Below are 13202 nucleotides of genomic sequence, written 5' to 3'. Positions count from 1 at the left end.
TAAAATTGGTTTTGCGATAGTCAGCTGATTAATGATTCCATCATCAAATGTGATTGAAATTGCGCCCGTCTTGTTATCTGGCCATTTTGTAATTTCTGATTTCACATCCTTGCTTTCGGGTTGAGAGCAAGCATATAAAACACAAATTAGAAATGAGGGAATAAAATTCAGAAAACGTTTCATTTTTTGGTTTTAAGAGGGTCAGATTCTAATATCTGATTTTATTCCCTAATAGATGAAACCGCTAATCTAAAAATTGGGATAAATTCTACTGCTCATGATTTTCCTTTGATTTAAAAAATCTTAGTCATTAGGATTACCCCAGTAGACCAGTTCATTTTTGTTAAATGAAAGTCTTTTCGATTTTCTAAAATTTCAACCAGTGATGCTGCTTTTTCAGAATGTCCTTCAGGCCAGTTCTGTTGCTCAGACATATCATCTATAATATAAATTCCTCCAACTTTCAAAAGTGAAAACACCTCATCCAAATGACTGTATTTTCCTGGCCAAGCATCTGCAAAAATTAAATCGAATTGAGGTCCTTGATAATTTTCTATCCACTTTGCTCCGTCTGCCAAAATAAGTTTAACACGTTCATTATCTTCAAAAAATTCTTTTGCAATTTGAATCAGCTTTGGGTCATTATCAACACTGGTTAGAGTAGAGTTATCATCCATCCCATCGATCATCCAAGAAAGAGAAAGACCTATTCCAGTTCCCAATTCCAGAAAATTCCCTGAAGGTTTGCTTGCGATGAGAGTTTTTAAAAGAGATCCGATATATAAGTCTGATGGCATGGTGAAACCAATTTCAACTAATTTAGCCTCGATTTTTGAATGAATTTCTGGTTTTTTGAAGATGTTATCGTTTAGCATTTTTTATGAGGATCTCTTCCAGATTATCAACAACTACTTTAGCATTTGATTTTGAAAAACATAAGGGTGGTTTTGTTTTTAAAACATTATCATTTGGGCCATCTGTACTGATCAATATATTTCTATTTCTCAGTTCGTTTTTTATCAAAGATGCAAGATTGGTATCAGGATCTTTAGTTCCTGGTTTTACTATTTCAACTCCCAAGAATAGTCCTGAACCTCTCACATCACCAATGCAATTGAATTTCGGTTGTAAACTTTTGAAAAGTTCAGCATAATGATTCCCTACAATTCTAGCATTCTCCTGAAGTCTCTCTTCATGAATGACATCCAAAACAGCCAAGCCAATGGCGCAAGAAACCGGATTTCCTCCAAATGAGCTGAAAAATTCTACCCCTTCATTGAAAGATTCTGCTATTTCCTCCGTGGTTACTACTGCTCCCATGGGATGTCCATTCCCCATAGGTTTTCCCAAAATCACCATGTCAGGGACAACATCATGTGCTTCATATCCCCAGAAATGATCTCCCATTCTTCCAAACCCGGTCTGTACTTCATCACTGATACAAATACCCCCTTGTTTACGAATTGCAGGATAGAGCTCCTTTAAATATCCTTTAGCAAGCGGGACTTGACCGCCACAGCCTACAAAAGGTTCAGTAATAAATGCTCCTACTTTTTCTCCAAACTCAGTCATGCTATCAATTGCTTCCTGAGCATATAACCTTCCTGCACTTCCATCATTCATTGTATATTTTCCTAGATATGTATCTGGAATAGGTGCTTTTAAAATATTTGACTGCTGGCCATAACCTTTTTTATTAGAGAATTTATAATCACTGATATCAATCGAGATTTGGGTGTTTCCATGGTATCCATGCTCCATGACCATGATGTTTTTGCTTTTGGTATGAGCATAGGTTAATCTCATGGCCAAATCGCTTGCAGCGCTTCCTGAATTAACAAAATAGACTTTGCTTAAGGAGGAAGGAAACTTTGCTAATAGCTTCTCTGCATATTCTGGAAGTAAATCATAAAGATACCTGGTATTGGTATTGAGTTTAGCCATTTGCCTCTGACCAGCTTCTACTACTTTTGGATGAGAATGACCAACATGAGGGATATTGTTATAAGCGTCTAGAATAGAATTTCCCGCAGCATCATACATGTATTGAAATGCCGCTCCAACAACATGGATCGGATTTTTATAGCTTACAGAAAGAATCGGGCTGATGGATTTATATCTACGTTTTAGCTTTTCTTCGATCTGAGGCGATTCTGGCAATTGAAAGCCAACTGCTTTTTTAAATGCAATGTTTGCTTCTAGAGGACTTATGGAAACCCATTTATAAAGAAGGTTCCATGCTGATTTTTCACTTACTGAGGCATAAGAATTTCCCGGATCAACTTTCCTTGCATGGGCTGATTGGCATACACTGATGCAGAGCCTTGCTGCTATCAAATAATAAAGAATATTGAGTTCAATTTCTTTAAGTGGGTTGATTTGGTGGTAAGCCTTGAGAAATTCATCAATCCAATCTAAAGGATTTTCTTTGTCATAAATGATATAGGTAAGGGCTATAGCCAGCTCATTGATCAAAGGAGAATGGCTGAGATCACCAAAGTCTATTAAGCCAGAAATCGTCTGATTTTGAACCAAAATATTCCACTCATTTGCATCGCCATGAATCACTTGTTTTCGAAGTGTCGGTAGGATTGGAATAACGTTCTCCTCAAACTGGAGAAAAAAATGCCTGGCTAAATTTCTGTTCGAAGGGTTTTCAATTTCCTCTAGGAACTTTTTATTCAAATGAAGATTTTGAATGTCCCAATCCAACTCTCTCGCTTTTAATACATAGTTTGAAAAATGTTCGAGACTGAGATTTAGATTGGCTAAGAAAGTACCTAAGGATTGATATAAAGTATTACTTGGGCTAATATCTCCTAAAAAACCTCCTTCTAAAAAGGTGAGTAATCTGCAAATTGTTTTTTCACCATTTAAGTCTATCAACAACAGGTATTTTCCATTATTGAATGAGAGTGGGGTAGGGTACTTGTCTTCATTGGATTGTATAAGATGGAGTAATGCCTGGTTTTCAGCTTCTATGATATCAAAAAGCTCTTTTTGAAATCGATATGTTTTGAGAATATAGGTTCTTCCTTTTTCAGAAACAGAATAGTTGACATTGAAGTAACCATTTAGCTTTTTGATTTTAGGGCTTTCAAAGCCAAATTCGTTCTTGAGAAGGTTTTTTAACTCATCCATGAATTATGATTCTATTTTGTGAGTTTTCAGGATTATTTAGGAGTTATAAAACTATGGATTATCAGAGAAATCCGGGGTAATTTCATTCAGATAAAAAAAAGAGATCTATATCTAGATCTCTTTTTATAAACTCTTTTCTTATTCCTTAATAGGTATATTTTACGATAACTGTTTTTCGAATAGATTGATTGTCAGGTGAAATCAAGGGTTGATTTCCACCGTCTGCTCTTGCACTCATCATTTCCATCTTGTAAACAGGCTGACTCGAATTAAGGGAAACCCGATGAACTCGAATGGACTTTATTCCCAATGTTTCAGCGATCAGTCTGGCCCGACTTTCTGCATTTTTTAAGGCTTCTGTCAAAAGGCCATTTTCCAAAGATTTTTGAGTGGCTTCAGAAACCCTAAAACTAAGGTTGAAGCTCATATCTCCTGAATCTTGAATAGATTCAACAATCTTTTGAAGATCTACATTCTTGCTACTAGTGGTAATCATCAGATTTTGTGAAGCTACATAGCCACTGTCTCGCGAATATCCACTACGATAAACACGATTAATGTTCACCGAGTAATTATCAGCCACCAGTTTATAATCTTTGATTCTTGCCTTTTCCAGCGCTTTTGCCAGAGTTTGCGTTTTTGAATTCAGTACTTCAACTGCATCGCCAACTTTCATAGCCTTTTCTACAAGATTAATAGAAAATATAGCTTCATCTGGAGCTACTTTTCGCTCAGCAAATCCTTCCACTTCAATTAGAGGTATAGTTAAATCATCCTGTGCCATAGTCGGCACTGCGAGCATTAATCCAAATAATAGGAAAAGTAAATTTTTCATGGTTTAGTTATTTTATTCTTAAAGCAGTTCAAAAGCAAGGCCAGAAATCCAGAATCCTACAGTTTAAAATAGTATCGGAACTAATTTTAGGATTATTAACATGGGATTTATTTCCATTCCAAAACTTCGATATTGTTCAGCTCTGGCCCCCCGCCTCGGTTGGCTGAACCAGCTGCGACATAAATTTTTCCTTTGTAATAAACAACCCCTGTTCCATGTCTTCCTTGATTTAGCTCAGGTAAACTAGTCCAATTCCCAGTTTTCGTATCAAGCATTTCCACCTCTGCATGTGCTGATTCTTGAGCGATGCTTTCTCCATTCATGACGATAAGATTTGACCCAATCGCAACATTGGAGGTTCCGGCCCGCTCAGTTGGAATGGGAGCTTCTACTGTATGCCAAGTATTGGTTTTAAAATCAAAATAATCTACCTCAGGTACTGTAAGATCCAGAACTTTACCAATTACCGCTGAAGACCTTCTTCCTCCTACTAAGTAGGCCTTGTCATCAATGAGTGTTGCACTGAAGTGGTCTCTTGCTCTGGGAGCATCAGGAAGTATTTTCCATTCCCCTGTTTTAGGGTCATACTCATCAAACCAGGTTACATGCCCATCCCAATGCCCATCTATGATTCCACTGGCTAGATATATTTTTCCATTTCTTACAAATACCCCTACTGATCCACGTAATCTATCTTTAGGGATCTCCGGACCTTCTCGCCATTCATTTTTCTTTGGATTGAAAATCAGAAAATTTGGAATTGGTTTCTCATGTGGGTAACCACCAGTAAAGGCACCTATCACATAAATCTCATGATCAAAGGAGATTGCCTGGAAATGATGGAAATTCATCGGGACATCTGCCAAAGTTTTCCAAGTTTTTGTTTTGGGATCAAATTCTTCCACAGGTCTATCTGTTCTTCCTCCTAAGGCATAGAATTTCCCGTCACACTCTACAAAAGAGTTCTCATGCCTTGGTGATGCTTCGTTTGTCGTCTCAAGGATTTCCCAAGACTTATTTTGGGCAAATGATGTAATTGCAAAAAGACAAAATAGAAGGGTAAATATATGCTTCATGGCTGTGTTAGGTTTGTTGAATTGAATTTACCGAATTTTAATTAATTGATAGTAAACAAAAAAAACCACGCGAATCACGTGGTTTATTTGGTGTGTATTTGATTTTTAATTTTCTAGATCGAGGATGTTCCGAATTTTATTGATCTCGGTCATTTCTTGAGACAATCCATCCACATCCCCTTCAGCAATCTTCTCCCGAAATGAGGAAAGATTTGCGATATATCCATCTAAAGCATTTAAAATATTGTCTTTGTTTTCGGAAAAGATAGGAGCCCACATTGCAGGACTTGATTTGGCAAGTCTTACAGTAGATGCAAACCCTGAACCAGCCATGTCGAAAATATTTTTTTCATCAGCCATTTTTTGAAGAACAGTTTCACCAAGCATAAATGAGGAAATATGGGAAAGGTGGGAAACGAAAGCCAAATGCCTGTCGTGCTCTTCCGGATCCATGAATCGAAGCTTTAAATTCAATGCGTCAAAAAGCTCATAAGCTTTTTCCTTTAGATGAAGATCTGTTTTTTCCAGTTCACAGAGGATCATTACTTTTCTATCCAATAAATCTCCAAAAGCTGCTTTTGGTCCAGAATATTCTGTTCCAGCTATGGGATGGGCTGCTAAATACTGGGCTCTTTTGGGATGATTTTCTACCAACTTGGTAAGTTTGTATTTAGTTGATCCCACGTCAAAAATCAATGTATTTGGACCTACAACATCCAATGTTTTTACTAAAATGTCCCCCAACTTATTTGCAGGAGTAGCAATAATAACCAAATCGGTGTCTTCATCTGGAGTTTCTTTTACTTCAGAAATTATATCTAAGGTTTGGGCATCTTTTTGGTTTTGAGGGTCTATATCATATCCTGTGATAGTCAACTCTGCAAATTTCTTTTTTGCTCCCAAAGCGAAGGATCCGCCTAGAAGACCCAGTCCAATGATGTGTATTTTTTTCATGGTTATGGTTTAATTCGATTAATAGCTTCTAAAATTTTGAACTCCGGCATACAAAGAGAAATCCTGATCTGGTCTTCCCCTTCAGAGCCAAAGATTTTTCCAGGAGTCACAAAAATATTTTTTTCATACAATAAGTAGTCAACTATCTCCTCAGCTGTTTTTCCTTCAGGTACTTTGCACCAAACAAATAGGCCTGCAGATTCCTGAGAATAAGAAAGACCTAATTTGTCTGCAAGCTTCCAAACTAATTTTCTTCGGTTTTGATAAAGTTCATCTAAATCTTCAAACCAGGTTTTACCGAGGTTTAAAGCAGCAATCGCACCCTTTTGAAGCCCTAAAAACATTCCTGAATCCATATTGCTTTTTACTTTCAAAACCTTTTGTAACCAATCGGCTCTGCCTGCTAGCATTCCAATTCTCCATCCTGGCATATTGAATGTTTTACTCAATGAATTCAATTCCATAGCAACTTCATTGGCACCAGGAATTGCTAAAATACTCATTGGAGTTTTAGTCAAGATATGGCTGTATGGATTGTCTGAGAGCAAAACGATCTCATACTTTTTTGCAAAGGCCACCAGTTCTTGAAGGATTTGTTCGGACCCAGTGGCCCCAGTTGGCATATGAGGAAAGTTGACCCACATCAACTTCACTTTGCTAAGATCACTTTCTTCTAAAGATTCTAAATCAGGCCTACCTTTCTTTGAAAGATCAATCGTATAGAATACAGGCTTTGCACCAAGAAGATTGGTGACCGAAGCATAAGTTGGATAACCGGGGTTTGGTATTAATACTTCATCTCCCGAATTTAGAAAAGTCATGCTTAGATGCATAATACCCTCCTTTGAACCCATCAAAGGGAGTATTTCCTTATCAGGCTGAAGTGAAACCCCATATTCCCTTTTGTAAAACTCTGCAATGGCGATTCGTAATTCGGGTATCCCTTGATAACTTTGATAGCCATGTGCTTGTGGATTTTCGGCGGTATTTTTAAGCGCTTCAATTACTCTTTTATCCGGAGCAAGATCGGGACTACCGATACCCAAATTGATAACAGGTTTACCATCTGCGATCATTTGATTGACTTCCCTGAGTTTTGCAGAAAAATAGTATTCCTGAACTGTTTCGATTTTCTCTGAAAATCCTTTCATTATTTTCTGCTTAAGTATTCCCCGAATATTTTAACCTCTCCAAATTTATCTTGGATTTCTTGCATTGTTTGCTTGAATACTTCGTGCTTTTCAAATACGGTATCTATAAAGAATGAATATTCCCAGGGTTTTTGAATTACAGGTACTGACTGTATTTTGCTTAAATCCAACCCCTTATCACTCATCAAGGTAAGAAGCTTCGCTAAGATTCCTTTTTCATTTTTCAAAGTCACTTTAATAGAGGCTTTATTCGGAGTGAAATCCTGCTGCTCCTTTTGTTTTTGTAAGATGATAAATCGAGTGAAATTGTTTTTTATGGTTTGAATATCTTTTGCTAATATTTCTAATCCATAAATCTCAGCTGCAATTTTGGAGGCAATTGCACCGATTCCTTTCCAGTTCTCTGAGGCTATTTGCTTAGCCACGGAAGCGGTATCAATATCGTCTTTTAATTCAATTTCTGGATGCTCTGCAAAAAAAGTTTTGCATTGAAGCAAAGCCATAGGATGAGATCTGACTTCTTTTATTTCCTCAATTTTTTGTCCTGGAAGAGCCATCAATTGATGCGCTATTGGTAAATAGACTTCATCCCGAATTGTTAATTCGTAGCGATCTAAAAGTTCATAATTAGGGAAGATTGCACCTGCGATGGAGTTCTCTATCGCCATAACTGCATAATCTGCTTCTCCCGTTGCTACTGACTTAGCAACTGGCTCAAATGTATTGAAGGAAAGAATTTCAGTATTTTCTCCGAATTGGGCTAAAGCAACTTGATGATGAAACGAGCCTGGAACTCCCTGAATAGCAATATTTAAAATTCGCATAACCTAGGATTTTGTTTCCATTTCGATTTCTAATATCTCACAATGCTTCCAGAAACTCGGATAAGACTTATTTACGACTGCCGGATCTTCTATCAGGACTTTAGTCTTTGTGAGCAAAGGCATAAATGCCATTCCCATTCTATGATCGTCGTACGTATTTATTTCTACTACTGAGGGCATGGTCACAGATGGAATTACCTGATATGTCTCATGTTTAATTTCTTTCAAGTCAGCATTGAACTTTGCCAGTTCTTGCTGCAAGGCTAGAATTCGATCTGTCTCTTTGATTTTTAAACTTTCAAGGCCTGTGAAAATTGCATCTTGACCCAAAATGGCGCAGGTGACAGCGATGGTTTGAGCTAAATCCGGGCAGTGTGTGAAATCCCATGTCTTAAGACCTTTTACTTCTTGTTTTTGAAGTAAAACCCCACCTTCCTTAAAAGTGCTCTTAACTCCAAGGTGATCCATGATTTCTACCACCTTTGAATCTCCCTGTAAGCTGTTTTCTTTTAAGCCTTCCAAAAAGAATGTTCCTGAATCAGCGCAGGCTAATAAACTAAACCAATAACTCGCTCCAGACCAATCGCTCTCTACAGCAAAAGTTGTAGGTTGATAGGCTTGATGTGCTATAGCTATTTTATTACCTGTCCAATTATACTGGATCCCAAACTGAGCCATCAGTTCAAGTGTCATCTCAATGTACGTTCTGGAGCCTACTTTACCTTCCAATTCTATTTCCAAGCCCATTGGCAAAATAGGTGCGATCATAAGCATGGCAGAAATATACTGGGAAGAAACATCTCCCCTGATTTTCACCTTGTCTGAAGTTTGATTCGAAAGTCCGTGAATGGCTAATGGGGGGTAACCTTCAACTCCTAAATAATGGATTTCCGCACCAATACTTCTTAAGGCGTCAACCAAAATCCCAATAGGTCTTTCACACATCCTTGGCGTTCCTGTCATGACCTTATTTTGATTCGTAATCACGCTGTAAGCTGTGAGGAACCTCATGGTGGTGCCCGCATCAAGCACATCAAAAACTGGAGGATTTTTCTTAAGCAGATGAATCATGGTCTGAGTATCTCTTGCCTCTGCTAGATTAGTAATTTTATTTTTCCCCTCAGTTAAAGCATCTATGACCAAAACCCGATTTGATTCGCTCTTAGAAGAAGGAAGCGGAATTGTCTTGGTTTTGAATTCACTTTTCTGGTTTAACTGTAAAACAGTTTTGGTATCGGTACTCACAGGAATAAGTTTAAGACAGTTTTAAGTTTTTATAGTAATGGATTGCTTCTTTAATTTCACTTCGGCTTACAGGAATATTGTAAGTACAATCTCCGATTTTATTTAGCAATGAGAACATTAGAACAGCTCCTTCATTCTTTTTGTCTTGGAGACAAAGATTTATGATTGGCTCCAAATCTGATTCTAAAAAATCGAACTTTCCATAAATAGAAAGGAAAGACGTAATGATAACATTCAATTCTTCTGAACCTAGACTTAATTTTTTATGCGAAAGGAACGCCTCACAGATCATTCCGATTGCAATAGCTTCACCATGTAGAAGATGTTTTGGACCATCTAAAAAATGAGATTCAAAAGCATGACCGATGGTATGGCCAAAATTCAATATTTTTCGAAGACCGGCTTCTTTCGGATCGGCTAAAACGACTTCTTTCTTAATTCCGACGGAATGCCTGATCAGTTCCATCCAGGCTTGATTTTCCCAGTGTTCAATTTTTAGATTTTCGAAATAAGCCTTATCCCGAATTAGACCATGTTTGATAATTTCAGCATAACCGGATCTCAATTCTTCATGAGGTAAAGATTCCAAAAATTCAGTTGAAATCATCACTGTCTCAGGCTCATTGAAAGTCCCTAAATGATTCTTCAAGCCTTCAAAATCAACTCCTAACTTACCTCCAACACTGGCATCTACCTGCGAAAGAAGGGTAGTAGGAATATTGATAAAACGAATTCCTCTTTTGTAAATACTGGCGCAAAATCCACCCATATCTCCAATTACACCTCCTCCAATATTGATAAAAAGTGATTTTCTATCTAAAGAGGCAGCGGTCATTGCAGACCATATTTCTGAGCAGGTGCTAAGATTTTTATTTTTTTCACCGGGAGCAACTGATTTGAAAGAGGTCCCCGAGGGAAAGATTTTTTTTAGTTTGGGTAAGCAATGCTTTTCAGTATTCTGGTCAGTTAAGACGAAAAGTTTGGAAAAAGAAATGCTGGCTAGCACTTTTTCCAAGTCTGAAGCGATAGAGTTTGAGAAAATAACGGAGTCCACTGGAATATAATTGGATAGGAAAGGTAGGCAAAAGGTTTTGAGAGGTAACCCTACCTCCCAAAACCATTAAATGCTTAGCCTTTGTTTTACTTCTTTACAGCTTCTGATTCTCGAAGTTGCTTTTCCTGACGTTTTACTGATTCTTCATGAATAGAATAAAGTAACTCCTTCATAAACTTTTCACTCAAGTTGCGTTGCACTCCCTTTTGGGTTCTGCTTTCCATTACTTCTTTCCATCTGTCAGACTGAAAAACGGTGAGGTGATGCTCTCTTTTATGAGATCCTATCTGATCGATAACAGCGAATCTTTCCTGAAGGATGTCCAATAATTGATCATCCAAATGGTCAACCGCTCTCCTTAAATCATTTAATTTCTCAGAAGGCTTTTCGTTTTCAAGTGGTTTTTTAAAGTCGATTGCATTTAAGATTTCTTTCAATCTTTTTGGAGTCACTTGTTGCTTTGCATCAGACCATGCATTGTCCGGATCGTGGTGAGTTTCAATCATCAATCCGTCCAAACCGAAATTGATCGCTCGTTGAGCAATTTCTAAGATCCCATCTCTTTTGCCTACGATATGACTTGGGTCATTGATTACTTCCATTCCAGTCCAAACACGCTTCAGGTGAATTGGCATAGACCAGTTTGGCTTATTACGGAATCTCTTGTCGTAAGCATCCGAGAAACCTCTGTGGATTGCTGCAAGTTTGGTTAGTCCAACTGCATGCATCCTTTCCATAGCACCCATCCAAAGATCAAGATCTGGGTTCATTGGATTTTTGACCATAACTGGAATATCTGTTCCTTTTAAAGCTTCAGCAATTTCTTGAACTGCGAAAGGGTTTACAGTGGTTCTTGCTCCAATCCAAACTACATCTACCTTGTTTCTAAGTGCAATTTCTGCATGAGCTGCATTTCCAACCTCAACAGTAATTGGGATATTCAAATGATGACGAACGATTTCCATCCACTTTAGTCCTTCCTCACCAATGCCTTCGAAGCTTCCCGGTCTTGTTCTTGGTTTCCAAATTCCCGCACGGAACATGGAGGGAATCACATTTTCTTCTTTCATTTCTAAACAGATCTTTTCGATCTGCTCAGGAGATTCTGCAGAGCATGGTCCTGCGATAATGGTTGGTCCTGTTAAACCCAGTCCCCAGTCTTTGATTTGTTTGTGCGATTTCATACGGCTAAGCATTAAATGAAAAAACCCGACTCTTTCGAATCGGGCTCTTTGTGTAGTTTATGTTTTATTATTTTTTGGCTAGACAATAGACGGCACCGATTCGATTTTGGCTTCGAAAGTAAAAGTAAAAGAATGTAAAATATATCGCTGCTGTCAATAACATGTGCCAAATGTAAGCTAGGTGATTTTAAAAACAAAATTAAATTTTAGCCTATAACATTTGTAATCCATATTAAATGGAATAAACTTTCTGAAATACCTTTATTTTAACTTTTCTGCAGCTAGTTTCGGAATATTATTCTGAATTGAATTTAAATTCCTTTTTAAAATTCTTCTAAAAAAATCTAGATATTTTTTCTGAATTCTTAGCGTTTTAGAATTCTAGATGTCAATTCTTAATTAAATCTGTATCGAAGCGGGCTATTTTACTTCATTGTTGACATCTGAAATTTCCTATTATTTCACTTTTCATTATTGGTAACAAAACCCATGTTAAAGCAGTTTTTTAATATCTTTGCACCTTCTATTTAGGATATGCCCACAAAACAGACGATTTCATTCGAGAATTTAGAAGTTGCTTTCGCTTCAAAATCAGATGCAGAGTTGAGAAAGATGCATCTGGTCTTTTCTTTATTGAACAATAAGACGCTTTCTGATATTGGAATTGCCCTAACACATGTTGCTTTAAAACTTAAGTTTCCCATCAAATGGATCATGAAGCAGACCATGTTTGGTCATTTTTGTGGGGGCGAAACCATAAAGGAAAGTATCAAAGCCTGTGAAAAATTGGCTCAGTATGGGATTGAAGCAATTCTTGACTATTCTGTGGAAGGAAAAGGGGATGAAGAAAGCTTCGAGAGAACTACTGAGGAGATTCGACAGACGATGATCGAATCTTCCAAAACCGACTATATGCCTTTTGGGGTTATTAAAGTCACAGGATTAGGGGATTATCATAATCTGATCAAAATTCAGGCAGGAGAAAAATTGATTCCTGAAGAGCTAAAGGCTTACGAGAAAACAAAAGCACGAGTTGATTTGCTTTGTAAAACCGCATATAGCCTCAACTTGAAGATATTGATTGATGCGGAAGAATCTTGGTTTCAGGATGCAGTTGATGATTTGGTATATGAGGCAATGGAAAAGTATAACCAAGATCGCTGCGTGGTCTATAATACCTATCAAATGTATCGTCACGATATGTTGGGTCGATTAAAAAAGGCCAAAGATCAAGCTACTGAGAAAGGTTATTTACTGGGAGCTAAATTGGTTCGCGGGGCTTATATGGAAAAAGAAGCAGAGAGAGCTGAAAAACTTGGTTATCAAAGCCCCATCCAACCGAGCAAGGAGGCTACTGATAGAGATTATAATTTGGGAGTTGAATTTTGTATTAAAAATCACGGTAGTGTATTTCTGATGAGCGGGTCTCATAATGAAAACAGTAATTTGTTAGTGGTTGATTTGATGAATAAATATGAAGTGAATCCTAAATCTGATAACGTCTTTTTCGCACAGCTTTACGGGATGAGTGACAATATTTCATTTAATCTCGCAAATGCAGGATATCGGGTAGTGAAATACGTTCCTTATGGACCTGTGGAAAAAGTGATGCCCTATTTAACAAGACGTGCTGCTGAAAACTCCAGTATTGCTGGTCAAAGCAGTCGGGAATTTGAATTAATAAAGAGGGAAATGAAGAGGAGGAAGAATAGTAAACAGTAGGCAGTTTGCAGTGGGC

Annotated in this window: 12 protein-coding genes; 1 reads left to right on the top strand and 11 read right to left on the bottom strand. The window is 37.6% G+C overall.

The genetic code is table 11. From position 1 onward, the window contains the following. From AAGF08_RS11815 to AAGF08_RS11765, 11 genes are all read right to left on the bottom strand, one after another. A partial coding sequence (locus AAGF08_RS11815; protein WP_343511377.1) for a hypothetical protein occupies positions 1 to 183 on the bottom strand: 183 nt, incomplete at its 3' end. 110 nt (positions 184 to 293) lie between these two features. After that, entirely contained in the window at positions 294 to 875 is a 582-nt protein-coding gene (locus AAGF08_RS11810; protein WP_343511376.1) for a methyltransferase domain-containing protein, read from the bottom strand. After that, complete coding sequence (locus AAGF08_RS11805; protein WP_343511375.1) at positions 862 to 3141, bottom strand: aminotransferase class III-fold pyridoxal phosphate-dependent enzyme; 2280 nt, start codon at positions 3139 to 3141, stop codon at positions 862 to 864. The genes AAGF08_RS11810 and AAGF08_RS11805 overlap by 14 nt, the downstream gene beginning before the upstream one ends. A gap of 145 nt (positions 3142 to 3286) precedes the next feature. Continuing rightward, entirely contained in the window at positions 3287 to 3976 is a 690-nt protein-coding gene (locus AAGF08_RS11800; protein WP_343511374.1) for an SIMPL domain-containing protein, read from the bottom strand. 107 nt (positions 3977 to 4083) lie between these two features. Further along, a complete protein-coding gene (locus tag AAGF08_RS11795; RefSeq protein ID WP_343511373.1) occupies positions 4084 to 5052 on the bottom strand; it encodes a kelch repeat-containing protein in 969 nt (322 codons plus the stop codon). Positions 5053 to 5157: 105 nt separating this feature from the next. Further along, on the bottom strand, positions 5158 to 6006 hold the full coding sequence (locus AAGF08_RS11790; RefSeq protein WP_343511372.1) for a prephenate dehydrogenase: 849 nt from the start codon (positions 6004 to 6006) through the stop codon (positions 5158 to 5160). A 2-nt stretch (positions 6007 to 6008) separates the two neighbouring features. Continuing rightward, a complete protein-coding gene (locus tag AAGF08_RS11785; protein ID WP_343511371.1) occupies positions 6009 to 7157 on the bottom strand; it encodes an aminotransferase class I/II-fold pyridoxal phosphate-dependent enzyme in 1149 nt (382 codons plus the stop codon). Next, positions 7157 to 7981, bottom strand: a complete 825-nt coding sequence (locus AAGF08_RS11780) for a prephenate dehydratase (protein WP_343511370.1) — start codon at positions 7979 to 7981, stop codon at positions 7157 to 7159. The genes AAGF08_RS11785 and AAGF08_RS11780 overlap by 1 nt, the downstream gene beginning before the upstream one ends. Before the next feature lie 3 nt (positions 7982 to 7984). Then, positions 7985 to 9226, bottom strand: coding sequence for a 3-phosphoshikimate 1-carboxyvinyltransferase (locus AAGF08_RS11775; RefSeq protein WP_343511369.1), 1242 nt, complete (start codon positions 9224 to 9226; stop codon positions 7985 to 7987). A 10-nt stretch (positions 9227 to 9236) separates the two neighbouring features. Next, entirely contained in the window at positions 9237 to 10280 is a 1044-nt protein-coding gene (gene aroB, locus AAGF08_RS11770; protein ID WP_343511368.1) for a 3-dehydroquinate synthase, read from the bottom strand. Positions 10281 to 10366: 86 nt separating this feature from the next. Next, complete coding sequence (locus AAGF08_RS11765; protein ID WP_343511367.1) at positions 10367 to 11464, bottom strand: chorismate mutase; 1098 nt, start codon at positions 11462 to 11464, stop codon at positions 10367 to 10369. A gap of 534 nt (positions 11465 to 11998) precedes the next feature. Here AAGF08_RS11765 and AAGF08_RS11760 point away from each other — a divergent pair. Further along, positions 11999 to 13186: a proline dehydrogenase family protein gene (locus AAGF08_RS11760; RefSeq protein WP_343511366.1), complete on the top strand. Its 1188-nt coding sequence runs from the start codon at positions 11999 to 12001 to the stop codon at positions 13184 to 13186. The last annotated feature ends 16 nt before the right edge of the window (positions 13187 to 13202 follow it).

Origin of the sequence: Algoriphagus sp. SE2 (genome assembly GCF_039563885.1) — a bacterium.
Lineage (GTDB): Bacteria > Bacteroidota > Bacteroidia > Cytophagales > Cyclobacteriaceae > Algoriphagus.
Note: the sequence above shows the minus strand (reverse complement) of the source record. Positions and strands in the feature narration are given on the sequence as shown.

What these genes read in the sequence shown, in the direction of transcription:
- AAGF08_RS11810 (WP_343511376.1), bottom strand. Translation starts at nt 875, where the DNA reads ATGCTAAACGATAACATCTTCAAAAAACCAGAAATTCATTCAAAAATC.
- AAGF08_RS11805 (WP_343511375.1), bottom strand. Translation starts at nt 3,141, where the DNA reads ATGGATGAGTTAAAAAACCTTCTCAAGAACGAATTTGGCTTTGAAAGC.
- AAGF08_RS11800 (WP_343511374.1), bottom strand. Translation starts at nt 3,976, where the DNA reads ATGAAAAATTTACTTTTCCTATTATTTGGATTAATGCTCGCAGTGCCG.
- AAGF08_RS11795 (WP_343511373.1), bottom strand. Translation starts at nt 5,052, where the DNA reads ATGAAGCATATATTTACCCTTCTATTTTGTCTTTTTGCAATTACATCA.
- AAGF08_RS11790 (WP_343511372.1), bottom strand. Translation starts at nt 6,006, where the DNA reads ATGAAAAAAATACACATCATTGGACTGGGTCTTCTAGGCGGATCCTTC.
- AAGF08_RS11785 (WP_343511371.1), bottom strand. Translation starts at nt 7,157, where the DNA reads ATGAAAGGATTTTCAGAGAAAATCGAAACAGTTCAGGAATACTATTTT.
- AAGF08_RS11780 (WP_343511370.1), bottom strand. Translation starts at nt 7,981, where the DNA reads ATGCGAATTTTAAATATTGCTATTCAGGGAGTTCCAGGCTCGTTTCAT.
- AAGF08_RS11765 (WP_343511367.1), bottom strand. Translation starts at nt 11,464, where the DNA reads ATGAAATCGCACAAACAAATCAAAGACTGGGGACTGGGTTTAACAGGA.
- AAGF08_RS11760 (WP_343511366.1), top strand. Translation starts at nt 11,999, where the DNA reads ATGCCCACAAAACAGACGATTTCATTCGAGAATTTAGAAGTTGCTTTC.